Origin of the sequence: Kitasatospora sp. NPDC101801 (assembly GCF_044766665.1) — a bacterium.
GTDB lineage: Bacteria > Actinomycetota > Actinomycetes > Streptomycetales > Streptomycetaceae > Kitasatospora.
In genome coordinates this window covers 77662-100802 of record NZ_JBIWML010000025.1, presented here as the reverse complement: position 1 = coordinate 100802, position 23141 = coordinate 77662, and the positions used below count along the sequence as shown (strand labels likewise).

At 72.6% G+C, this 23141-nt stretch carries 20 protein-coding genes; 7 read left to right on the top strand and 13 right to left on the bottom strand.

The window, feature by feature from the left end; genetic code table 11:
* Positions 1 to 33: 33 nt before the first annotated feature.
* The gene (locus tag ACIRPK_RS24645; protein WP_403041682.1) at positions 34 to 687 is read right to left on the bottom strand and encodes a response regulator transcription factor; all 654 of its coding nucleotides are present in this window, start codon (positions 685 to 687) and stop codon (positions 34 to 36) included.
* 464 nt (positions 688 to 1151) lie between these two features.
* Here ACIRPK_RS24645 and ACIRPK_RS24640 point away from each other — a divergent pair, with 464 nt between their 5' ends.
* Positions 1152 to 1337, top strand: coding sequence for a hypothetical protein (locus ACIRPK_RS24640; protein WP_057229287.1), 186 nt, complete (start codon positions 1152 to 1154; stop codon positions 1335 to 1337).
* Positions 1338 to 1549: 212 nt separating this feature from the next.
* Here ACIRPK_RS24640 and ACIRPK_RS24635 read toward each other — a convergent pair whose 3' ends face one another.
* Positions 1550 to 2323 (bottom strand): inositol monophosphatase family protein, encoded by a 774-nt coding sequence (locus ACIRPK_RS24635; RefSeq protein WP_403041710.1) that lies wholly within the window; start codon positions 2321 to 2323, stop codon positions 1550 to 1552.
* Between the two features lie 44 nt (positions 2324 to 2367).
* Positions 2368 to 3522 carry a ferrochelatase gene (locus ACIRPK_RS24630; RefSeq protein WP_403041680.1) on the bottom strand — a complete coding sequence of 385 codons (1155 nt, stop codon included), beginning with the start codon at positions 3520 to 3522 and terminating at the stop codon, positions 2368 to 2370.
* 125 nt (positions 3523 to 3647) lie between these two features.
* Between ACIRPK_RS24630 and ACIRPK_RS24625 the strand changes: the two genes are divergently transcribed.
* Together ACIRPK_RS24625 and ACIRPK_RS24620 are read left to right on the top strand one after the other, a co-directional pair.
* Positions 3648 to 4883 (top strand): MFS transporter, encoded by a 1236-nt coding sequence (locus ACIRPK_RS24625; protein ID WP_403041678.1) that lies wholly within the window; start codon positions 3648 to 3650, stop codon positions 4881 to 4883.
* A 326-nt stretch (positions 4884 to 5209) separates the two neighbouring features.
* Positions 5210 to 6523: a D-arabinono-1,4-lactone oxidase gene (locus ACIRPK_RS24620; protein ID WP_403041676.1), complete on the top strand. Its 1314-nt coding sequence runs from the start codon at positions 5210 to 5212 to the stop codon at positions 6521 to 6523.
* A 7-nt stretch (positions 6524 to 6530) separates the two neighbouring features.
* Here ACIRPK_RS24620 and ACIRPK_RS24615 read toward each other — a convergent pair whose 3' ends face one another.
* Positions 6531 to 7337, bottom strand: coding sequence for a hypothetical protein (locus ACIRPK_RS24615; RefSeq protein WP_403041674.1), 807 nt, complete (start codon positions 7335 to 7337; stop codon positions 6531 to 6533).
* 433 nt (positions 7338 to 7770) lie between these two features.
* On the opposite strand from ACIRPK_RS24615, the gene sepH reads away from it, so the two are divergent.
* Positions 7771 to 8838 (top strand): septation protein SepH, encoded by a 1068-nt coding sequence (gene sepH, locus ACIRPK_RS24610; RefSeq protein WP_403041671.1) that lies wholly within the window; start codon positions 7771 to 7773, stop codon positions 8836 to 8838.
* A gap of 52 nt (positions 8839 to 8890) precedes the next feature.
* Here sepH and ACIRPK_RS24605 read toward each other — a convergent pair whose 3' ends face one another.
* Positions 8891 to 9724, bottom strand: coding sequence for a sulfurtransferase (locus ACIRPK_RS24605; protein WP_403041669.1), 834 nt, complete (start codon positions 9722 to 9724; stop codon positions 8891 to 8893).
* A 128-nt stretch (positions 9725 to 9852) separates the two neighbouring features.
* On the opposite strand from ACIRPK_RS24605, the gene ACIRPK_RS24600 reads away from it, so the two are divergent.
* On the top strand, positions 9853 to 10557 hold the full coding sequence (locus ACIRPK_RS24600; protein WP_403041667.1) for a VOC family protein: 705 nt from the start codon (positions 9853 to 9855) through the stop codon (positions 10555 to 10557).
* 236 nt (positions 10558 to 10793) lie between these two features.
* On the opposite strand, the gene ACIRPK_RS24595 is transcribed toward ACIRPK_RS24600, so the two are convergent.
* The 4 genes from ACIRPK_RS24595 to ACIRPK_RS24580 form a co-directional block, all read right to left on the bottom strand.
* Positions 10794 to 11456 (bottom strand): thymidine kinase, encoded by a 663-nt coding sequence (locus ACIRPK_RS24595; protein WP_403041664.1) that lies wholly within the window; start codon positions 11454 to 11456, stop codon positions 10794 to 10796.
* Positions 11457 to 11490: 34 nt separating this feature from the next.
* Positions 11491 to 12660, bottom strand: a complete 1170-nt coding sequence (locus ACIRPK_RS24590; RefSeq protein WP_403041661.1) for an alkaline phosphatase family protein — start codon at positions 12658 to 12660, stop codon at positions 11491 to 11493.
* Positions 12661 to 12670: 10 nt separating this feature from the next.
* The gene (locus ACIRPK_RS24585; protein ID WP_184913544.1) at positions 12671 to 13261 is read right to left on the bottom strand and encodes a DUF5998 family protein; all 591 of its coding nucleotides are present in this window, start codon (positions 13259 to 13261) and stop codon (positions 12671 to 12673) included.
* Between the two features lie 93 nt (positions 13262 to 13354).
* Entirely contained in the window at positions 13355 to 16132 is a 2778-nt protein-coding gene (locus ACIRPK_RS24580; protein ID WP_403041658.1) for a GNAT family N-acetyltransferase, read from the bottom strand.
* A gap of 249 nt (positions 16133 to 16381) precedes the next feature.
* Here ACIRPK_RS24580 and ACIRPK_RS24575 point away from each other — a divergent pair, with 249 nt between their 5' ends.
* On the top strand, positions 16382 to 16660 hold the full coding sequence (locus tag ACIRPK_RS24575; protein WP_403041657.1) for an HPr family phosphocarrier protein: 279 nt from the start codon (positions 16382 to 16384) through the stop codon (positions 16658 to 16660).
* A gap of 230 nt (positions 16661 to 16890) precedes the next feature.
* Here ACIRPK_RS24575 and ACIRPK_RS24570 read toward each other — a convergent pair whose 3' ends face one another.
* A complete protein-coding gene (locus ACIRPK_RS24570) occupies positions 16891 to 17811 on the bottom strand; it encodes a glutaminase (RefSeq protein ID WP_403041655.1) in 921 nt (306 codons plus the stop codon).
* A 101-nt stretch (positions 17812 to 17912) separates the two neighbouring features.
* On the opposite strand from ACIRPK_RS24570, the gene ACIRPK_RS24565 reads away from it, so the two are divergent.
* Complete coding sequence (locus ACIRPK_RS24565) at positions 17913 to 18752, top strand: LAGLIDADG family homing endonuclease (protein WP_403041652.1); 840 nt, start codon at positions 17913 to 17915, stop codon at positions 18750 to 18752.
* Positions 18753 to 18756: 4 nt separating this feature from the next.
* Here ACIRPK_RS24565 and ACIRPK_RS24560 read toward each other — a convergent pair whose 3' ends face one another.
* The 3 genes from ACIRPK_RS24560 to ACIRPK_RS24550 all read right to left on the bottom strand — a co-directional run bounded on the left by ACIRPK_RS24560 (position 18757) and on the right by ACIRPK_RS24550 (position 22967).
* Positions 18757 to 19950, bottom strand: coding sequence for an RtcB family protein (locus tag ACIRPK_RS24560; RefSeq protein WP_403041650.1), 1194 nt, complete (start codon positions 19948 to 19950; stop codon positions 18757 to 18759).
* A gap of 300 nt (positions 19951 to 20250) precedes the next feature.
* Positions 20251 to 21636, bottom strand: a complete 1386-nt coding sequence (locus ACIRPK_RS24555) for a M16 family metallopeptidase (RefSeq protein WP_403041647.1) — start codon at positions 21634 to 21636, stop codon at positions 20251 to 20253.
* The gene (locus ACIRPK_RS24550) at positions 21633 to 22967 is read right to left on the bottom strand and encodes a M16 family metallopeptidase (RefSeq protein WP_403041645.1); all 1335 of its coding nucleotides are present in this window, start codon (positions 22965 to 22967) and stop codon (positions 21633 to 21635) included. The genes ACIRPK_RS24555 and ACIRPK_RS24550 overlap by 4 nt, the downstream gene beginning before the upstream one ends.
* Positions 22968 to 23141: the final 174 nt, after the last annotated feature.

Here is a 23141-nt window from a genome sequence, read left to right as displayed (position 1 = left end):
TCCAGGTGCGGGGTGGCGGGGGCTGGGGGTCGGTCAGATCCGGTACCCGGAGCCCGGCACGGTGACGATCACGGCGGGGTCGCCGAGCTTGCGGCGCAGCGTCATCACGGTCACCCGCACCACGTTGGTGAACGGGTCGGTGTGCTCGTCCCAGGCCTTCTCCAGCAGCTGCTCGGCCGAGACCACCGCACCGCCGGCCCGCATCAGGACCTCCAGCACGGCGAACTCCTTGGGCGCCAGCTGGACCGGCTTGCCGTCCCGGAGCACCTCGCGGCGACCCGGGTCCAGCGAGATCCCGGCCCGCTCCAGCACCGGCGGCAGCGGTACGGTCGCCCGGCGGCCGAGCGCCCTGACCCGGGCGACCAGCTCGCTGAACGCGAACGGCTTGGGCAGGTAGTCGTCGGCGCCGATCTCCAGCCCCTCGACCCGGTCGCTGATGTCGCCGGAGGCGGTCAGCATGATCACCCGGGTGGCCAGGCTCTGCTCGACGATGCTGCGGCAGACGTCGTCGCCGTGCACCAGCGGGAGGTCGCGGTCCAGCACCACCACGTCGTAGTCGTTGACCGAGATCCGCTGCAACGCCGCCTCGCCGTCGTACACCACGTCGACGGCCATCGCCTCGCGGCGCAGGCCGGTGGCAACGGCTTCGGCGAGCAGTTGCTCGTCCTCCACAACGAGAACCCGCACGGTGGTCGTCCCTTCTCCAGCAGCGGCCCACCGTGACTCCGTCCGCGCAGGCCGTGGGGTGCGCGGGCGCGGAACGGGGGGCGGCCGAGGTCGGGCACCCCAGTCCGACGGTGGTTACATCCTGCCTGGTCGGCCGGTAAAGCACCGGTAAGCGGGGGAACCTGCCGGACCCCGGTTCCACGAACGGACTGTGACGCGGGCAACTTTCTCGGTGACTCAGGTTTCCCGCCGCCGGTGGCGGGGAGGACAGCTTCACACCGGCGATCGGGCTGAAGCGCCGATCGCCGTCACCACCCGCCGTGCGTTCATCCGCACCGGCCCGGGTATCGGAGTCCATCGGGCGGTCCCTGACCGCCACCGCACCAGCCGGGGAGAGCACCACCGGCTGGGGCATTTCCGTTGGCACCGAAGCCCGGTCCGGGGAACGCCGGACCGTGCCCGTCCGACAAAGCAAGGGGGCCAGAATGGACGCCTTCACCGCCGGCATCATTCAGCGCATAAGGAACGCCGAGGCAGATCTGCACCGCGCTCTCGAGTCCGGTGACGAGTTCCTCGCCGAGGTCGAGCAGTCCGAACTGGACGACCTCCGCAGGCTCGCCGCCGAACACGGCATCGACCCCGTGCGCGAGATGCACCGCGCCGCCGCCTGATCCTGCAGTACGCACCACCAAGCCCTGGCACCCCCCGTGTGCCAGGGCTTCTGCATGCGCTCAGCTTTTCGCAGGGCGCAAGGTCGCACGGTCCGGGGGCTCGGGTCAGTGCGAAAGTGCCTGACCACCCCTGAACGGATCACCTGGCAAGGGCCGGCGTCGCAGTTCCCCGAGCCCGTGGCGCCGTAGGCGCCTGAGCACCTGCCAAGGGTTCAGGCGTTGAGGGCCTGGAGGCGGGTGAGGAGGTGTTCGTAGGTGCCGGGTGGGGCGGTGCAGGTCATGCCTTCGGGGCCGCCGGTGTGGGCGCCCGCCTCGGCGGCGATGAGGGCGCCGGCGGCGCGGTCCCAGGGCTGCAGGCCGCGTTCGTAGAAGGCGTCCAGGCGGCCGGCCGCGACGTCGCAGAGGTCGACCGCGGCGGCGCCCGCCCGGCGGATGTCGCGGACCTCGGGCATCAGGGCGAGCAGCACCTCGGCCTGGCGGACCCGGACGGACTGGACGTAGTTGAAGCCGGTGCCGACCAGTGCCTGGCCCCAGGGCGGGGCCGGGCGGCAGCGGATCGGGGCGCCGTCCAGGTAGGCCCCGCGGCCGAGCACGGCGTGGAACAGCTCGCCCCGGGCGGGGACCGCGACCACGCCGACCACGGCCTCGCCGTCCAGTTCGGCGGCCACGCTGACGCCCCAGGAGGGCAGCCCGTACAGGTAGTTGACGGTGCCGTCGAGCGGGTCCACCACCCAGCGGACGCCGCTGGTGCCGGGGTGGTCGGCGCCCTCCTCGCCGAGGTAGCCGTCGGCGGGGCGGCGGGCGTTGATCAGCTCCAGGATCAGCTTCTCGGAGGCGAGGTCCATCTCGGTCACCACGTCGACCGGGCTGCTCTTGGTGGCGGCCACGCCGAGGTCGGCGGGGCGGCCGTCGCGGAGCAGGGTGCCGGCCCGGCCGGCCGCCTCCAGGGCGACGTCGAGGAGTTCGTCCAGCAGTTCGTCGGACAGGGCGAGGTCGGGCACGGGGATTCCTTCCGGCGGATGACGGGGTGTCAGAGCTGGGCGGCGGCGGGGCGGGGGGCGCGCGGGTTGGGGCAGCAGGCCACCGCGCACACGTCGTGGCTGGGGCCGAGTGCCCCCAGCGCGCAGCGCTCGACGGCCGCCCCCCGCTCGGTCGCGGCCCGCTCCAGCACCAGGTCCCGGACGGCTGCGGTGAACCGGGGGTCCGCCCCGACGGTGGCGGCCCGGCTGACCGGCAGACCGAGTTCGGCCGCCTTGGCGGTGGCCTCGGTGTCGAGGTCGTACTTGACCTCCATGTGGTCGGAGACGAAACCGATCGGCACCATCACGGCCGCCTGCGCCCCGGCGGCCTTCAGCGACTCCAGGTGGTCGCAGATGTCCGGTTCCAGCCAGGGGATGTGCGGGGCGCCGCTGCGGCTCTGGAAGACCAGCTCCCAGGGGCGGTCGGCCACGCCGGTGGCGGTGGCGACGGCGTCGGCGACCAGCCGGGCCACCTCCAGGTGCTGGGCGACGTACGCGCCGCCGGGGGTGCCCCGGGCCGGGTCGTCGGGGGCGCCCGAGGTCTCGGCCATGGCGTCCGGGATGGAGTGGGTGGTGAAAGCGAGCTGCGCGCCGTCGCGCACCCCGGCGGGCAGCTCGGCGAGCGCGGCCAGGGTGGCGTCGATCATCGGGCCGACGAAGCCGGGGTGGTTGTAGAAGTGCCGGAGCTTGGCGACCTCCAGGGCGGGCCGCCCCTCCGCCGCCAGGGTGGCCAGCGCGTCGGCCAGGTTCTCCCGGTACTGCCGGCAGCCCGAGTACCCCGCGTACGCGCTGGTGGCCAGCACCAGCACCCGGCGGTGGCCGTCGGTGGCGATCTCGCGCAGCGTGTCGGTCAGGTACGGCGCCCAGTTCCGGTTGCCCCAGTAGACCGGCAGGTCCAGGCCGTGCCCGGCGAAGTCCTTGCGCAGCGCGGCGAGCAGTTCGCGGTTCTGCTCGTTGATCGGGCTGACCCCGCCGAACAGGAAGTAGTGCTTGCCGACCTCGGCAAGCCGTTCCTTCGGGATGCCCCGGCCCCGGGTGACGTTCTCCAGGAACGGCACCACGTCCTCGGGGGCCTCCGGCCCGCCGAAGGAGAGCAGCAGGAGCGCGTCGAAAGGCGCCGGGTCCGCGGTGGCGGCAGGGTGGGTGAGGGAGTGCGAGTCGGACATGGCTCCGATCCTGCCACCAACGGCACCCGACACCGGGTCAGGTCCGGGGTACGGAAACCCCGTTGTCCGAGTACGTAAGCTGTGTACGCGACCGATGTTCCTTACTGTGACCCAGCGGAGCCCCCTTGCTGTCCAGCTACCGCCAGATCTTCGCCGCCCCCGGCAGCCTGGCCTTCTCCCTCGCCGGCTTCATCGCCCGGATGCCGATCTCGATGACCGGGATCGGCATCGTGACCATGCTGTCCCAGCTGCGGGGCTCGTACGGGCTGGCCGCCTGGGTGTCGGGCACCATGGCGTGCGCGGCGGCGGTGCTCGGGCCGGCGGTCTCCTGGCTGGTGGACCGGCACGGACAGCGCCGGGTGACCCTGCCGGCGACCGCGATCACCGTGCTGGCCGCGGTCGGGCTGCTGCTGTGCGCCCGGTCCGGTGCGCCGACCTGGACGCTGTTCGTCTGCGCCTTCGGGATGGGCGTGATGCCGAGCACCGGTTCGATGGTCCGGGCCCGCTGGGCGCACCTCTACAACTCCTCGCCGCCGAAGCTGCACACCGCGTACTCGTTCGAGGCGGTGGTGGACGAGATCTGCTTCATCATCGGCCCGATCCTCTCCATCACGCTGGCCACCAGCGTCTTCCCGGAGGCCGGGATCCTGCTGGCCGGGGTGTTCCTGACGGTGGGCGTGCTGCTGTTCACCGCCCAGCGGCGGACCGAACCCCCGGTGCACCCCGCCGAGCACCACACCGGCGGCCCGGCGATCCTCTCGGGCGGGCTCCAGGTGCTGGTGGTGACCTTCGTGGCGACCGGTGCGGTCTTCGGTTCGGTCGAGGTGGTCACCCTGGCGTTCGCCGAGGAGCAGGGGCACAAGAGCTGGACCGGTCTGGTCCTCGCGGTCTACGCGCTGGGCTCCTGCCTGGCCGGGGTGATCTTCGGGACGCTCAGGCTCAAGGGGTCGATGGCGACCCGGTTCCCGGTCGGGGCGGCGGTGATGGCCGCGAGCATGGTGCCGCTGCTGCTGGTCGGTGAACTGGTGCACGGCGTCGGGGGGCTGCTCGCGATCAGTGCGGCGCTGTTCGTCGCCGGGTTCTCCATCTCGCCGACCCTGATCACCGCGATGGCGCTGGTGGAGCGGCTGGTGCCGGCCGCGAAGCTCACCGAGGGGATGACCTGGACCACCACGGGGCTGGCGCTCGGGGTGGCCCTCGGGTCCTCGACGGCCGGGCTGGTGGTGGACGCCGAAGGGGCCCCGGCGGGGTACTGGGTGCCGCTCGCCGCCGCGACGTTCGGGATGGTGGTGGCGTTCGTCGGGCTGCCGCGCCTGCGGGGTGGTCTGGCGACGGCCGAGGCGGAGCCGGCCCGGGGCTGACGGCTCGGGGCTGCGCCTTTTGCAGAAAGGTCAGTTGCCCACGCCAGGGGCTCGGGGAACTGCGAGGAAATCTGGCGTTCGGGTCACTGCGAAAGTGCCTGGCCGCCTACGCACGTGTGACCTTTTCCGAGGTCGGCGTCGCCCTCGCGGCGGAGCCGCACATCAGCAGAGCCCCGAGCCCCTGACCGTGGAGCTGAAGCACCTGCCAAAAGGTCGGCGTCGCCCCCGGGCCGTTGGGCCGTAGACCTGTGCGGGTCGAGTGGCTACGCTCCCCCTACCCACCGGTACGTACGGGTGCCGTTGGCCCCGGAGCAGGAGGCACCCCCATGCCCCAGGGCAGATCGGTCGACTGGCGGAACTGGGCCGGCAACCAGAGCGCCCGGCCCAGCCGGACGGTCGCGCCGGCTTCCGCCGAGCAGCTCGGCGAGGTGTTCCGGCAGGCGGCCGAGCAGGGGCGGACGGTCAAGGCGGTCGGATCGGGGCACTCGTTCACGTCGATCGCGTCCGCCGGTGACGGGGTGCTGGTGCGGCCCGACGGGCTGACCGCCGTCCGGGAGCTGGACCGCGCGGGCGGCACGGTGACGGTGGAGTCCGGCCTGCCGCTGTGGAAGCTGAACCGGTTGCTGGAGACGGCCGGGCTGTCGCTGACCAACATGGGCGACATCGAGGTGCAGACCGTGGCCGGGGCCACCAGCACCGGCACGCACGGCACCGGCCGGGACTCCGGCTCGCTGGCGGCGCAGATCCGGGCGGTCGAGATCGTGCTCGCGGACGGCACCGTGCAGCACTGCTCCCCCACCGAGAACGCCGAGCTGTTCCAGGGCGCCCGGCTCGGGCTCGGCGCGCTCGGGGTGGTGACCGCGCTGACCTTCGGGGTGGAGCCGGCCTTCCTGCTGACGGCGCACGAGCGGCCGATGGGCTTCGAGGAGGTGCTGTCCGCCTTCGAGGACCTGGCGGCGGTGAACGAGCACTTCGAGTTCTACTGGTTCCCGCACACCGACCGCTGCTCGGTGAAGCGGAACAACCGCAGCCAGGGCCCGGCCGCGCCGCTGCCGAGGTTCAAGTCCTGGCTGGACGACGACTTCCTCTCCAACACGGTCTGGGAGGGCGCCTGCCGGGTCGGCCGCCGGTTCCCGGCCGCCGTGCCGACGATCGCCCAGCTGGCCAGCCGGGCCTGGTCGGAGCGGACCTTCACCGACACCGCGTACAAGGTGTTCACCAGCCCGCGCAAGGTGCGCTTCATCGAGATGGAGTACGCCGTGCCGCGCGCGGCGGCCACCACCGTGCTGCGGGAGCTCAAGGCGCTGGTGGAGCGGTCGGACTGGCGGATCAGCTTCCCCGTCGAGGTCCGGGTGGCGCCCGCCGACGACCTCTGGCTCTCCACCGCGAACGGCCGGGACAGCGTCTACATAGCCGTGCACCTCTACCGGGGCACCGCCGAGCAGGGCTACTTCACCGAGGTGGAGAAGCTGATGACCGCTCACCAGGGCCGTCCGCACTGGGGGAAGCTGCACACCAGGGACGCGGCGTACCTGGCGTCGGTCTACCCGCACTTCGCGGACTTCACCGCGCTGCGCGACAAGGTGGACCCCGGCCGGCTGTTCGCCAACGACTACCTGCGCCGGGTGCTGGGCGACTGACCGGCCGTCAGGGCGACGGCGTCCCGCTCGGCGTGGCCGCGTCCCCCGGGGTGCTGCCGGTCGGGTCCGACGACGGCGGGGCGGACGGGGTGCTGGAGGGGCTGCCGGACGGCGACCGACTCGGCGTCGAGGACGGGCTGCCGCTCGGGGTCGAGGACGGCGTGCCCGAAGGTGTCCCGGACGGGGTCGGACTCGGGCTGTGGGCGGGGGTCGACCCGGCGTCGTCGGACGGGGTCGAGGCGGGATCGGCCGGCGGGGTGGAGGCGGGCTTCTGCTGCACCGTGCCGCCGAACGAGGTGCCCGAGCCGCTCTCCCCCTTCACGGTGGCGGACACCGGCTGGCCGGTGGCCATCTCGAAGGCCAGGATCGGGCCCATCGCGAGCACGAAGACCAGGCCGGAGACCGCCAGGTACGACTTCCACGTCCAGCGCCGCTTCGCCCGGACGGTCCGCGGTTCGTTCCACGCCGAGGACAGCTCGGTGACCGGGGCCGCTCCGGCGGGCTGCGGCAGGGCCGGCTGCCGGCCGGTGCCGACCCGGTCGACCGCCTGCCGGAGCTGTTCGCCGCCCCGCCGGAACAGGTGCTGGAAGATCGCCCCGCCGGTGGTGGCACCGATGCTGACCACCGCCGCGCCGATGATCGTGCCGTAGACCCCGAGCTCCGAGGCGAGCAGTGCGCCGACGATCGTCGCCAGTGCGCTGGCCGCCACCTGAGCCACGCTCAGGTCGATCCGCCTGGGCGTGCTCGCGGTCGTCTCGGGCTGCGCGGACGGTTCGGCGACGTCCTGCGGTGCGCGCTGCTGGGGCATCAACATCCCTCGGTGGGTACGGCTGGGAGTGGGAAAAGTCCCTCCATCTTGCACAAAGAAGGACACAACGGGCGAAAATCTGGTTCTCGGCGGTCGATATATGTGAAGATGATCACCGCGCACTGATCGACGGTCGGCCATTGGAGTGCCCACCCTTGAGATTCCCGTGAATCGCGGGAGACTTGAGCGGCGAGCCGCCCCTCTGGGTGCCACGAATGGAGTACTGTTCGTGAAGCCTGAGCCTTCGGTCATCAGTGCCGACTGTCCATCAGACGGCGGCCGGGGCATCCCGGGCGCAGCGTCGACCGACGACGTGGCAAACAGGCAACCGTGCCACAACGGCAGGGTCGGGCGAAAGCCCGACACGCCGAGTAACTCTGCAAGGTTGTGGCCAGTCGTGAGTGGGCAGGCCACACTCAGTACGGGAGCAGCGACGCAGGTGACGTCGGCAGGCACCACCCGGGAGGTAACCGTGCCCGAACTGCGCGTCGTGGCCGTCAGCAACGACGGCACACGGCTGGTGCTCAAAGCTGCCGACAGCACGGAGTACACCCTTCCCATCGACGAGCGCCTCCGCGCCGCGATCAGGGGTGACCGTCCGCGCCTCGGCCAGATCGAGATCGAGGTCGAGAGCCACCTCCGCCCCCGTGACATCCAGGCCCGGATACGAGCCGGTGCCTCCGCTGAGGAGGTCGCGCAGGCGGCGGGCATCTCGGTGGACCGGGTCCGTCGCTTCGAGGGTCCGGTGCTGGCCGAGCGGGCCTTCATGGCCGAGCGGGCGCGGAAGACCGCGATCCGTCGGCACGGCGAGTCCACCGGCCCCCAGCTCGGCGAGGCGGTCGCGGAGCGGCTGGCCCTGCGGGGTGCCGAGAAGGACGCCGAGAGCTGGGACTCCTGGCGCCGGGACGACGGCACCTGGGAGATCTTCCTCTCCTACCGCGCCGACGGCGAGACCCGCACGGCGACCTGGACGTACGACCCGCCCCGCCGCCTGGTCCAGCCGAACGACGACGAGGCCCGCGCGCTGATCGGCGAGAACGTCGAGCGCGAGGAGGAGCAGGTCTTCCCGTTCATCCCGCGGATCGCCCGGCTCCCCCAGGACCGGCCGGCCCGCCCGATGATCGAGCGGCCCGCCCTGCCCGACCGGATCATGGCGCGCGAGGCCAGGGAGGTCCGGGAGGCCACGGCCGAGACCCGGGATTCGCTCACCAGCCTGCTCGACGTGGTGCCCGCCTACCGAGGCGACCTCACCGCCCCCGTGGCGGAGCCGGTGATCGCCGAGGAGCCGGCCGAGACCGAGGAGCAGGCCGCCCCGGCGGCCAGCGTCGGCGCCGGCTCGGCGTACGCGGACATCCTGATGCCGCGGGCGGTCTCGCCGCACCGCGAGCGGCTGGTCGGCACCACCGACCGGCAGGCCGAGGCGGACGGTGTCCGGCCCGGCCGGCGCGCCACGGTGCCCAGCTGGGACGAGATCGTCTTCGGCAGCCGTCGCAAGAAGCAGGACTGAGCGCAGCACCGGTACGGCGGGTCGGGCACTGCCCGACCCGCCGTCGGCCGTTTCAGGCGCCGGTCGCCACCGGGTTCGCCGGGTCGGCGGACCACTCGCTCCACGAGCCCGGGTAGAGCGCCAGGCCCGGGTGCCCCGCGACGGTCAGGGCCAGCAACTGGTGCGCGGCCGTCACCCCCGAGCCGCAGTAGACCGCGACCTCGGAGGCCCCGTCCACGCCCAGCGCGCGGAACCGCTCGGCCAGCACGGCCGGCGGCAGGAAGCGCCCGTCGGCGGCCAGGTTCTCGGCCGTGGGGGCGCTGACCGCGCCGGGGATGTGCCCGGCCCTCGGGTCCACCGGCTCCACCTCGCCCCGGTAGCGCTCGCCCGCCCGGGCGTCCAACAGCAGCCCGGTACGGGCCAGTTCGGCCGCGGCGGCGGCGTCCACGGTGGGCAGCGCGCCGGGCTCCGGCTTGAAGTCGCCCTGCCCGTCGGCCGGTTGCTGCACCGACTCGGGCAGCCCGGCGGCCCGCCAGGCCGCCAGGCCGCCGTCCAGCACCCGGACGTCGGGGTGTCCGGCCCAGCGCAGCAGCCACCAGGCCCGGGCCGCCGAGGTGGCCGGGCCGGCGTCGTAGACCACCACGGCGCGGTCGGCCCGGACGCCCGCCCGGCGCAGCGCGGCGCCGAACACCTCGACGTCCGGCAGCGGGTGCCGCCCGGCGGCTCCGGGCGGGGCGGCCAACTCCCGGTCCAGGTCCAGGTAGTGGGCACCCGGCAGGTGGCCGGCGGCGTACTCCTCGGCGCCGGGCGGGCCGCCCAGCTGCCAGCGGATGTCCAGCAGGACCGGCGGCCGGTCGGTGTCGAGGTCGGCGGCCAGCTCGGCGGCCGTGATCAGGGGGGAGGTCATGACCCCTATTCTTCCCGCGCAACTCGCCACTTTGTCTGGTCTTTGCCCGGCTCGCCGGGGTATGTCAGGAAGGCACACCGTCGACGGTGGAACCATTCCCCTGCGACGCGCTCCCAAGGAGGTCCGCCATGACCGCGGTACAGGCCCGACTCGCCCAGGGCACGCCCTGCTGGGTGAGCCTGATGACGGATGACCTGGAGGGTGCGAAGACGTTCTACCGCACCTTGCTGGGCTGGGAGTTCGGGCCGGGGCCGAGCCAGCTCGGACTCTACGTCCGGGCCACCCTGAACGGGGCCAAGGTGGCCGGTCTGGGCGACCAGCCGCTGGGCAGCGGCCACCCGGTCGAGTGGACCACGTACTTCGCGGTGGACCAGGCGGACGACGTGGCGCAGCGGATCCGCGAGTGCGGCGGCACCGTGGCGGTCGGGCCGCTGCAGGCCGCGGACGCCGGGCGGCTGGCGATCGCCTCGGACGTCTCCGGTGCGGTGTTCGGCCTCTGGCAGGGCGACCAGCACCACGGCTGGGACGCCATGAACGTGCCGGGCGCACCGGCCTGGGCCGAGCTGCTCACCCCGGACCAGGAGGCCGGCTTCTTCTACGACATGGTGTTCGGCGCCGGGGTCGAACGCACGGTCAGGCCGGGCGACCTGCGGGACGGTCCGGCCCGCTGGCGGGTCCACTTCGCCGTCGCCGACCCGGATCTGACGGCAACTCAGGCCGAACGGCTGGGCGGCCGGGTGCTGGTGGCTCCGCACGACACCGAGCGGGGCCGGGTGGCCCGGCTGGCCGATCCGCAGGGCGGCCGCTTCTCGGTGGTCGCGGTCGCGCCGTAGGCAGGGCGCTCAGCTCTTTGCGGCGCGACGAGTTGCACTGTCCAAGGGTTCTCGGGGCTGCGCTTTCGGCAGGCGCTCCGGGGCTACGGTCCAGGGGCTCGGGGAACTGCGAGGAGGTCGGGCGCCGGGGTCACTGCGAAAGTGCCTGACCACCTACGCGACGATCACCTGTTCCGAGGTCGGCGTCGCAGTTCCCCGAGCCCCTGACCGTGGATGCCGGGCCATCTGCAAAAAGGTCAGGTGCGGTGGTTGCCGTCGCCGAAGGGGAGGACGTCCGGGGAGAGGACCGAGGCGCGGGCGGTGGCGGCGGTGAGGCGGCGGCGGTGGTGCCGGCGGCAGAGCACCTCGTAGCCGACCTCGCCCTCGTTCTTGGCGATGTCGCCGACCACCACCTGGGCCCCCTCGACCACCATCACGCCGCCGACGGTGCGGGCGTTGTGGGTGGCCCGGGCACCGCACCAGCAGAGCGCCTCGACCTGGAGCACCTCGACCCGGTCGGCCAGCTCGACCAGCCGCTGCGAGCCGGGGAAGAGCTTGGTGCGGAAGTCGGTGGTGATGCCGAAGGTGAAGGCGTCGATGGAGAGTTCGTCGACCACCCGGGCCAGTTGGTCGACCTGCTCGGAGGTGTAGAAGTTGGCCTCGTCGCAGATCAGGTAGTCCACCCGGCCGCCGGCCGAGAGCAGCTGCACCACGTGCGCGTGGAAGTCGAAGCCGTCGGTCACCTCGACCGCCTCGGCCTGCAGGCCGAGGCGGCTGGAGATGGTGGAGGCCCCGGCCCGGTCGTGCCGGGAGAAGATGATGCCCCGGCGGCCGCGGGCGGCGTGGTTGTGGTCGAGTTGGAGCGCGAGCGTCGACTTGCCGCAGTCCATCGTGCCCGAGAAGAACACCAGTTCAGCCATGGGTGGAGCGGGGGCCTTTCGGTCGTGGAGCGGTTCAGGCGCGGACTTCGAGCAGCGGCACGATCTGCTCGACCGGGGTCATCGAGCCGTGCAGCCCGATCATCGAGGACTCGCCCGGTTCGTTGCGGGAGGCGATCACCGCGATGTCGTCCCGGGCGGCCGCGACCACGTCGCCGATCCGCCCGTACACCCGCTCGTCCACGGTCGGGCCGAACCAGCCGGCCGCTATCGCCTGGTCCCGGGTGGCGACCCACATCCGGTCCCCGAGCACCTCGCTCCAGACCGTGAAGACGTCCGAGGCGGCCCCGGGCACCGCGTACACGTGCCGGGCCCGGCCCTCGCCGCCGAGCAGGGCGACGCCCGCGCTCAGCTCCCAGTCCTCGTCGAAGTCGACCCGGTCCTCCGGGGTGATGTCGATCATGCCGTGGTCGGCCGTGACGTACAGCGCCGAACGCGGCGGCAGCTGCTCGGCCAGGCGCTTGGCCAGCCGGTCCACCTTGTCCAGCATCATCCGCCACTCGTCCGAGTCGACGCCGAACCGGTGGCCGGCGCCGTCGAGTTCGCTGACGTACGTGTACACCAGCGCGCGGTCGTGCTCGGCCAGCCACTGGGCGGCCAGGTCCATCCGCTCCTCGCCGGTGGTGCGGCCGAGGAAACTGCCGCCGGAGAGCGCCACCTGGGTGAGCGGGGTCTGCGCGAACAGCGGGGAGGAGACCTGCGCGGTGGCCACCCCGGCCGCGTGCACCTGCTGGAACACGGTCGGGTACGGCTGCCAGACGCTCGGCTTGACCGGCGGCTGCCAGCGCAGCTGGTTCATCAGCTGGTTGGTGCCGGGCACCGCGACGGTGTACCCGGCCAGGCCGTGCAGGCCCGGCGGCAGGCCGGTGCCGACCGAGGCCAGCGAGGTGGCGGTGGTGGACGGGAAACCGGCCGTGAGCGAGCGGCCGCCGCCGTCGATCAGCGAGTTGAGGAACGGGGCGTACTCGGGGTGACGCTTGATCAGCTCCCAGCCGAGCCCGTCCACCAGGAAGACGCAGACCCGGTCGGCGGGGGCCAGCGCCAGACCGCTCTCGAACCCGGGCACGCCGAGCCCGGCCGCCACCGCGGGCAGCAGGTCGGCCAGCGAGCCGGTGCCGTAGTGCGGGGCAGGCGCGTCGGAGGGGTCGAGGATCTCGAAGGCCTCGTACCCGAGGTGCGTGGTCATGGGAGCCCCGTCAGCCCCGGTTGGCGATGGTCGCCTCGGACAGCGCCCGGGCGAAGACCAGCGACTGGGCCACCGTCTCCGGGCCGTCGCCCGCCTCGCTGACCCGCAGCGACAGGTCGTCGGCGGTGGCCGAACCGGTGTAGCCGTGGTCGGCCTCGCAGTTCGGGTCCGAGCAGCCGGCCGGCTCCAGGTCGATTCGCTGCACCGCACCCCACCCGATCGTGAGCACCACCTCGCGCGGCAGCGTGCCGGGGGTGTACGTCTCCGGGTTGGCGACCATCCGGCTGAGCACCACGGAGCCGATCCGGTCCAGCCGGACGCACTCGGTCGAGGTGGTCGCGTACGGCACCGGGGTGGCGGCGTCGCCGTTCTGCTCGTCGGTGTGGCTGACCACGAACCGGGAGGAGGTCAGCACCAGCACGGTGACGTGCCGGCGGACCTCGTTGGCGTCGAAGGTGGTCTCCTGGTGGACCAGGTAGGAGACGATCGGCTCGGAGCCCACCGCGGACTCCACGGCCTCGGAGACCAGCGCCGGGTAGTAGCCACTGCGCTCGATCGCCGAGCGCAGGTCCTGCGTGGTCGTGGTACCGGTCTTCGCCATAGCTCCATCCTGGCATGTCCCGCGGACGAAGCGGGCGGCACTGCGCCGGGCTTCTGGCCGTGGGCGTCCGCTGTCGGACGCAACCAAGGAAGGTTACAGGGTGCTCATGGCGCGCGGCCCCAGATCACTTCGTACCGGTAGCGGTGCGATCCGCACCCGGGCGGCCAGCACCGCCAACCCGTTCGAGCCCACCACCACCGGTTCCAGGTCCACCGAGGCGACCTCCGGCAGGTCGTCCACCAGCCGGGAGACCCGGAGCAGCAGCTCCTCCAGGGCGGCGGTGTCGACCGGCTCGGCGCCGCGCCAGCCGAACAGCAGCGGGGCGGCCCTGACCTCCCGGATCAGCGCTGCCACGTCCTGGTCGGTGGCCGGGATCAGCCGGTGCGCGACGTCGCCGAGCAGCTCGGCCGGGGCGCCGGCCAGGCCGAAGGACAGGATCGCGCCGACCGCCGGGTCCACCGTGGCGCCGATCACGGTGTCCACCCCGCGCGGGGCGAGCCGCTGCACCACCAGGGCGGCCCTCGCCGCGCCGCCCAGCAGGGCGTCCAGCTCCTGGAAGGCGCGCCGCAGTCCGGGCTCGCCGGTCAGGTCGAGCCGGACACTGCCCAGGTCGGGACGGTGCCGCAGGTGCTCGGCGGTGGCCTTGAGCGCGACGGGGTAGCCGAGGGTGGCGGCGGCCCGCACCGCGCTCTCCTGGTCGGGGGCGGGCAGCGCGGGGTGCACGTCGATGCCGTAGTGGCCGAGCAGCGCGGCGCCCGTCGCGTCCGACAGGGTGATCCGCGCCCCGCCGGGCTGGGTCCTGGCCGCGACGGCGGTCCTGGTCTGCAGGGCGGCCTCGACCAGGGCGCGGGCCTCGGTCTCGGCGATCCGGCCCAGCTCGGGCACCCGGGCGGTCTGCTCCGCCTCGGCCGTCCGGCGCCGCCAGCCGGCGTACCTGACCGCCTGGGCCAGCGCGTGCACCGCCCGCTCGGGGGCCGGGTAGGCGGGGATGCCACCGGCCCGCAGCCGTTCCGGCAGCTCGGTCAGCGCCAGGTGGGCGAGCAGCAGCGGCTTGCCCAACTCCCGGGCCCGGCCGGAGGCTTCGAGCAGGGCGTCGGCGAACTCGGGCTCGTCCGACCCCAGGTCGGGGGACGGGCCCTGGGCCGCGATCGGCGGGATGGCCACCGCGATCACCGCGTCGATCAGCGGGTCGGTGAGGGCGGTGTCCAGCGCGATCCGGAAGTTCTCGCCGGTGGCGCCGGTGGTCAGGTCGACCGGGGAGCGCGGGTGCAGCCCCGCGCTGAGCAGCGCGTCGTGGGTGAGCAGCCCGAGCGAGTCGGAGTTGCCCACCACCGCCACCCGGTCCCCGGCCGGCAGCGGCTGGTGGGCCAGCAGCTCGCCGACGTCGAACAGCTCGGTGATGGTCTCCACCCGCAGCACACCGGCCTGCTGGAACAGCGCGTCCACGGTGGCGTCCCGCAGCCGGCTGGCGGCGGGCTGGACGGCGTGGCCCGGCGGCAGGCTGCCGGTGTGCCTGGCCCCCTTGATCACCACCACCGGCTTGTTGGCGGCCAGCCGGCGGGCGATCCGGGTGAACTTGCGCGGGTTGCCGAAGGACTCCAGGTAGAGCAGCACCACCTCGGTGGCCGGGTCCTCCTCCCAGTACTGCAACCAGTCGTTGCCGGAGACGTCGGCCCGGTTGCCGACCGAGGCGAACGAGGAGATGCCCAGTCCCCGGCGGTGCGCCACCTCCAGCAGGGCGACCCCGATCGCACCGGACTGGCAGAACAGGCCGAACGGGCCGCGCTCGGGCAGGACGGGGGCCAGCGAGGCGTTCAGCGGCTGCCCGGGGTCGGTGTTCAGCAGGCCGAAGGCGTTCGGGCCGATCACCCGCATCCCGGCCGCCCGGGCCTGCCGGACCAGCGCGCGCTGGCGGTCCCGCCCCTCCGGGCCGGTCTCGGCGTACCCGGCGGTGACCACCACCAGGCCCTGCACGCCGTGCGCGCCGCAGTCCGCGACCGTCCCCGGCACGGCGGTGGCGGGCACCGCGATCACCGCCAGGTCGACCGGTCCTGGGATCTCCAGCACCGAGCGGTGGGTGGGCACGCCGTCGATGTCGGTGCCGGGCGGCGCGTTCCGGTTCACCGCGTACACCTCGCCCCGGAAGCCGCTCAGATTGCGCAGCAGCGCCCGGCCGACCGACTGCGGGCCGCGGGACACCCCGATCACCGCGACCGAACGGGGCGTCAGCAGCCGCTGCACCGAGCGGGCCTCGGCGCGGTGCTCGCGGGCCCGCATGACGGCCAGTGAGGAGTCGGTCGGCTCCAGGTCGAACTCCAGGTGCACCACGCCGTCGGCGAAGGAGCGCTGCTGGGTGTAGCCCGCGTCGGTGAAGACCTTCACCATCTTGCGGTTCTCCGGCAGCACCTCGGCGGTGAACCGGCGGATGCCGCGCTCCTGGGCAACCGCGGCGATGTGCTCCAGCAGCGCGGAGGCCACGCCCCGGCCCTGGTGCGCGTCCTGCACCAGGAACGCCACCTCGGCGTCGGTGCCGGTGGTCGACGGCCGCCCGTCCGGGTCGATCCGGTCGTACCGGACGGTGGCGATGAACCGGTCCCGGACCACCACGGCCAGTCCGACCCGGTTGACGTAGTCGTGGTGGGTGAACCGGCGGACGTCCTTGTCGGAGAGCCGGGGGTAGGGCGCGAAGAACCGGAAGTACTTCGACTGGTCGGAGACCAGCTCGTAGAACTCCACCAGGCGCTCGGCGTCGTCCTCGGTGATCGGCCGGATCCTGGCCGTGCCGCCGTCCCGCAGCAGGACGTCGGCCTCCCAGTGCTGGGGGTAGCTGTGCTCGTCGCCGTGCGGCGCGCGGGGGCCGGAGTCTTCCACAGCGTCAGGTTAGACGTTCGAACGGGTTGTGGAGCCGGTCGCGCGGGTGGGTCTCCCGAACTCCTCGCGCCACCCGTCGGGGTGCTCGCGCCGCTGGTCGGCGGCGAGCCGCGTGGCGTAGGGCCGGTCGGCGGGGCAGGGTGGGACCTTGGCCACCAATGCGTCCCGGGACGGCGCGACCTCGCGGTTTGCGTGCCACAATGGTCTAGACAACATGGCTCCACCAGCACCACCTGAAAGGCACGTCTCATGGCTGAGCGCCGCGTCACCATCGGTTGGCCCGAGGGCCTGCACGCCCGTCCCGCCTCGGTCTTCGTCCGCGCGGCGACCGCCGTCGGCGTGCCGGTCACCATCGCCAAGGAGGGCGGCAACCCGGTCAACGCCGCCTCCATGCTGGCCCTGCTGGGCCTGGGCGCCCAGGGCGGCGACCCGGTGATCCTGGCCTCCGAGGCCGAGGGCGCCGACGCGGCGCTGGACCGCCTGGCGAAGCTGGTCCAGGAGGGCCTGGACGAGCTCCCCGCCGCCTGAGCCACCACCGGAAGGGGTGCACCGGAAGTCTCGGTGCACCCCTTCCGCATGCTCAGATCCTCGGCTTGGACCGACCGGCACATGGTGGGCGGGTGAAGGAGCGGTGGTGGGGTGCGTGACTCGGCGGTGCCGAGGAGGAGTCCCTGCGGAGCATCGGCGACCGACGAGAAGCCGTCGAGGTGCGTGCCCCGGCGCCGCTCCTTCACCCGCCCACCATGTGCCGGTCGGTCTCAGAACACCGACCACCCGGTCGCGGTGGTCAGCGCGTCCAGCGCCGCCACCCCCAGCACCGAGTTCCCCGCCTGGTCCAGCCCCGGGCTCCACACGCAGACTGCCCCGCGCCCCGGCAGCACCGCGAGGATCCCGCCGCCCACCCCGCTCTTGCCCGGCAGCCCGACCCGGAACGCGAACTCCCCCGCCGCGTCGTACGTCCCGCAGGTGAGCAGCACCGCGTTCACCCGCTTCGCCTCACTGCGGGTCAGCAGCCGCGAGCCGTCCGCCCGCACCCCGTGCGAGGCCAGGAACCGCCCCACCAGCGCCAGGTCCCGGCAGCTGGCGGTGATCGCGCAGTGCGCGTAGTAGTGCGCCAGCACGCTGTCCACCGGGTTGCGCAGGTTCCCGTAGCTGGCGATGAAGTGGGCCAGCGCCGCGTTCCGGTGCCCGTGCCGCGCCTCCGAGGAGGCCACCGCGTCGTCCACCTCGATGCCGTCGTTCCCCGCCTCGGCCCGCAGGAAGTCCCGCACCGCCCCCACCGCGTCCCCCGTCAGCTCCAGCAGCCGGTCCGTCACCACCAGCGCCCCCGCGTTGATGAACGGATTGCGCGGGATCCCGTGCTCGGTCTCCAACTGCACCAACGAGTTGAACGGATTCCCCGACGGCTCCCGCCCCACCCGCTTCCACAGCTCGTCCCCGCCCGCCGCGAGCGCCAGGGCCAGGGTGAACAGCTTCGACACGCTCTGCACCGAGAACGGCGTCTCCCAGTCCCCCGCCCCGTACACCTCCCCCTCCACGGTCGCGATCGCCATCCCGAACGCGCTCGCGTCCACGGCCGCCAGGGCCGGGATGTAGTCGGCGGGCCGGCCGCGCCCGGGCGCGCGCAGGGCGGTGTCCATCACGTCGTGCAGAAGCTGCTGGTAGTCCACGCCGCCCATTCTGCCCAGGCGAGACCGACTGACGGAGAATCAGACATTTCGACTTTAGCCATTCCATCCGATCGGATGGTCCGACCTGGTCGCAGCAGTGAGCGGGGCTGATGAAGCGCACGCTGTGCCACATGAACCATTTCGATCTCGAACGGCCCGAGCACGCCTACATGTTCGGCTTCATCCAGGCGGACGGGCACCTCAACCAAGGGCCCGGCCGGAAGGGGCGGCTCACTGTGGAGCTGTCCGCCCGCGATGCGCCACTGCTGGAGGAGTTCCAGCGGCTCTGCCCGTACAACAGCACCATCAGCTACCGCACCCGCAGCACCAACTTCGCGGCCGAGCACACCTCGGTGCTCTGGACGGTCTGCGCCCTGGACTTCCGCGAGCAGCTCCAGGCCCTCGGCCTGCCGAGCGGCCGCAAGTCGCTGAACATAGGCCCGCCGACCGTTCCCTACTCCGAACGGGACTACGTCCGAGGCATCATCGACGCCGACGGGTCCGTCGGCCGGACCGCACAGGATCTGCCGTTCGTCGGCTTCACCACGGCCAGCGAAGCGCTCGTCCGGTACTACTGCGACTACACCGAGCGCCTGACCGGCAGGGCCCGCACCGCAAGGCGCAACACGCGCGACAACATCTACAACATTCTGCTGACGCGCGAGGAGGCCATGGGCCTGACTCAAGAGCTCTACTACCCAGGCTGTCTGGCACTCCCTCGCAAGCAGGCGGCTGCGGATGACGTCGGAAACTGGGTCAGGCCCACCGGCATGAAGAGGATGCACCGCAAGGAGTGGACCGCCGAGGAGACCGAACTCCTGCTCGCAACCCCCGACCCAGAAGCGGCGGCCCGCTTACTGAACCGCTCGGTGAAGAGCTGTCAGACCCGACGTTGGCGACTGATCGGACCGAGTCAGGCCGGGGTGCGCTTCCCGCGCACCCCGGCCTGACTTCTCAACCCTTCACGCAGATGACCTGCTTGAGCTGGGCGACCACCTCGACCAGGTCACGCTGCTGCTCCATGACCTTCTCGATCGACTTGTAGGCGCCCGGGATCTCGTCCACCACGCCACTGTCCTTACGGCACTCGACGCCCTTCGTCTGCTCCGCCAGATCCTGTGCGGTGAACTTCTTCTTCGCCGCCGTCCGGCTCATCTTCCGGCCCGCGCCGTGCGAGGCCGAGTTGAAGGCCGCCTCGTTGCCGAGGCCCCGGACGATGAACGAGCTGGTGCCCATCGAACCCGGGATGATCCCGTACTCGCCGCTGCCCGCCCGGATCGCGCCCTTACGAGTGACCAACAGGTCGACGCCGTCGTACCGCTCCTCCGCCACGTAGTTGTGGTGGCAGCTGATCTCCGGCTCGAACGCGACCTTCGTCTTGGGGAACTCCCGCCGGACGACGTCCTTGTAGAGCGCCATCATCATCGCGCGGTTGTACTTCGCGTACTCCTGCGCCCAGAACAGATCCTGGCGGTAGGCCGCCATCTGCGGCGTGTCCGAAATGAAGACCGCCAGATCCCGGTCGACCAGTCCCTGGTTGTGTGGAAGCGACCGGGCCACGCCCATGTGATGCTCCGCCAGTTCCTTGCCGATGTTGCGCGACCCCGAGTGCAAGGTCAGCCAGATTGATCCCTCTGTATCGAACAGCAGTTCACAGTAGTGATTTCCCGAGCCGAGCGTCCCCATCTGCTGCATGGCCCGCTCCCGCCGCCACTTCACCTCGCCGGCGATGCCGTCGAAGCGGCTCCAGAAGTCGTCCCAGCCCCCCGTCGCGAAGCCGTGCAGCTTCTTCGGGTCGACCGGGTCGGCGTGCAGGCCCCGGCCGACCGGGATGACCTGCTCGATCTTCGAGCGGAGCCGGGACAGGTCGTCGGGAAGATCCTTCGCGGTCAGCGAGGTCTTCACCGCGCTCATCCCGCAGCCGATGTCGACGCCGACCGCCGCCGGGCAGACCGCGCCCTTCATGGCGATGACGGAACCGACGGTGGCGCCCTTGCCCAGGTGGACGTCGGGCATCACGGCGAGGCCGTGCAGCCACGGGAGCGAGCTGATGTTGCGCAGCTGCTGCATGGCCTGACCCTCGACCGTCGAGGGGTTGGTCCACATCCGGATCGGGACCCGGATACCGGGGACTTCGGTGTACGACATGGTGAACGACCTCCAGGGGTCGGCTGGTTCCAAGCTCAGAAAGGGGGTGCCGCGCGAAGCTTCCGGCGTGGCTCGGGGAAGGCGAGGAGCTCGGCTCAGCGAGCGGTACAGGGGAAGTACGGTCGCCTGAGGGAGCTGGTTCGCTCGACCCGCATGGTGACCGCCTCCTCTCCTGTGTGTGGCCGCCCGACCGGGCGACGGGTGCTATCTAGCCACAGGCGGCAACACCCCGGCAACGGATTAAACGACGACGGCCCGACGGAGCTGGTGCTCCGTCGGGCCGTCGCGGCACGCGGTGGGTCAGCTGATGACGGTGACCTCGCCGATGCCCAACTCCCGTACCTGGTCCGCGATCACGGCCGCGTCGCCGACCAGCACGGTGACCAGCCGGTCCGGCGGGAAGGCGGCCACCACGGCCGCAGTGGCGGCGGCGGTGTCGAGGGCGGCCAGCTGCCGGTAGATCTCGGCCTGGTAGTCGTCCGGCAGGTACTGCTCGACCTGGTCGGCCAGGGTGGCGGCGACCGAACCGGCCGTCTCGTACTTGAGCGGGGCGACCCCGACCAGGAACTGGACGGCCTCCTCGCGCTCGGCGTCGGTCAGGCCCTCGGCGGCGAGCGTGCGCAGGATGGTCCAGGTGTCGGCCAGCGCGGGGGCGGTGGAGGCGGTGTCCACCGAGCCGCTGATGGCGAGCAGCGCGCGGCCGGAGCCCTCGGCGTTGGAGCGCAGCGGCTGGGCGAAGGCGCGGACGCCGTAGGTGTAGCCCTTCTCCTCCCGCAGCACCCGGTCGAGCCGGGAGGTGAGGGTGCCGCCGAGGCAGTAGGTGCCGAGGATCTGGGCGGCCCACAGCGGGTCGTGGCGGTCGGGACCGATCCGGCCGATCAGCAGCTGGGTCTGGACCGAGCCGGGGCGGTCGACGATGACGACCCGTCCGGTGTCGTCGCCGGTGACCGGGGCGTGCACGCCGGCCGCGGTGGGTGCGGCGGTCCAGCCGCCGAGGGTGGCTTCGAGCAGCGCACCGAGGTCGAGGCCGGTCAGGTCGCCGACCACCACGGCGGTGGCGGTGGCGGGCCGGACGTGGTCGGCGTAGAAGGACTGGACGGCCGCCCGGGTGATGTTCTTGACGGTGTCGGCGGTGCCGCTGCGCGGGCGGGACAGCCGGTCGGCCTCCTCGAAGAGGGTGGCGTAGAGCGCCTTGGCGGCGCGGCGGGCCGGGTTGGCCTGCTCGTGCACGATCTCGTCGAGGCGGTTGGCGACCAGCCGCTCGATCTCGTCCTCGGGGAGGGCCGGGGCGCGCAGGGCGTCGGCGAGCAGGGTCAGGCCGCGCTCCAGGCGGGAGGCCGGGACCTCCAGCGAGACCCGGATGCCCGGGTGGTCGGCGTGCGCGTCCAGGGTGGCGCCGGCCCGCTCCAGCTCACCGGCGTACTCCTCGGCGGTGAGGGTGTCGGTGCCCTCGCTGAGGGCGCGGGCGAGGATGTTGGCGATGCCGTCCAGGCCGTCCGGCTCGGCGGCCAGCGGGGCGTCCAACTGGACCTCGACGGCCACCAGTTGCTGGCCGGGGCGGTCGCAGTGCAGCACCGTGAGGCCGTTGGCCAGCGTGGTGCGCTCGGGGGCCGGGAAGGCCCACGGGGTCGGCGTGCCCGCGGTCGGCTGCGGGTGGAAGGTCATGGTGGGGGTGGGGTCGGTCATGCCGCCGCCTCCTCGTCCTCGGTCTCGGCAGCGTCGTCGGTGGTGGTGGGCTCGTACACCAGGACGGCCCGGTTGTCGGGGCGCAGCCGGGCCGCGGCCACCGCCTTGACCTCCTCGGCGGTGATGTCGAGGACCTTGCCGAGTGCGTCGTTGAGCAGCTTGGGGTCGCCGAACAGGACGGCGTAGCGGCAGAGTTCGTCGGCGCGGCCGGCCACGGTGGCGAGCCGGTCGAGCCATTCGCGCTCGATCTGGGCCTGGGCGCGCTCGAGCTCCTCGGCGCTGGGGCCCTCGGCGGCGAACCGGGCGAGCTCCTCGTCGACGGCGGTCTCCACCCGGTCGATGGTGGCGTCGCCCGAGGTCTTGACGTCCAGCCAGCCGAGCGAGGGAGCGCCGGACAGCCGGAGCAGGCCGAAGCCGGCCGCGACGGCGGTGCGGTCGCGGCGGACCAGGCGGTTGTAGAGCCGGCTGGACTCGCCGGAGCCGAGGATGGTGAGCGCCAGGTCGGCGGCGTCGGCCTCCCGGGTGCCGTCGTGCGGCAGGCGGTAGGCGGCCATCAACGCCCGGGAGGGGACGTCCTCCTGGATCAGCTCGCGGATCTCCCGGCCGATCACCTCGGGCAGTGCGCCGTCGCGCGGCGGCTGCTTGCCGTCGTGGGCGGGGATGGTGCCGAAGTACTTCTCCACCCAGGCGATGGTCTGCTCGGGGTCGAGGTCGCCGACGATCGAGAGCACGGCGTTGTTGGGCGCGTAGTACGTCCGGAAGAACGCCCGGGCGTCCTCCAGGGTGGCCGCGTCCAGGTCGGCCATCGAGCCGATCGGGGTGTGGTGGTACGGGTGGCCCTCCGGGAAGGAGAGCGCGGTGAGCTTCTCGAAGGCGGTGCCGTACGGGACGTTGTCGTAGCGCTGGCGGCGCTCGTTCTTGACGACGTCGCGCTGGTTCTCCATCGAGGTGTCGTCGAGGGCGGCCAGCAGCGAGCCCATCCGGTCGGCCTCCAGCCAGAGCGCGAGCTCGAGTTGGTGGGCCGGCATGGTCTCGAAGTAGTTGGTGCGCTCGAAGCTGGTGGTGCCGTTGAGGGAGCCGCCGGCGCCCTGGACCAGTTCGAAGTGGCCGTTGTTGGACACGTTGGCCGAGCCCTGGAACATCAGGTGCTCGAACAGGTGGGCCAGGCCGGTGCGCCCCTTCACCTCGTGGCGGGAGCCGACGTCGTACCAGAGGCAGACGGCGGTCACCGGGGTGAGGTGGTCCTCGGAGAGCACCACGCGCAGGCCGTTGGCCAGGCGGTGCTCGGTGATGGCGAGGCCTCGGGTGGAGGCGGGGGCCGGGTTGGCCATGCTGGGTCCTTCCCGTCTTCGAGTCGTCGGTCCGGGCGGCTGGATTGCCGTTCCCTCATTGTGGTGCAACGCGTGAGGCGCTTGGATGTGCCCGCGCCAGCAGGGCGTTCGCCACGGGCGGAAGTGGGCTCGGGGGGAGGGGGTTGACCAAGGCTGTCGGTGCGAGGGTCCACA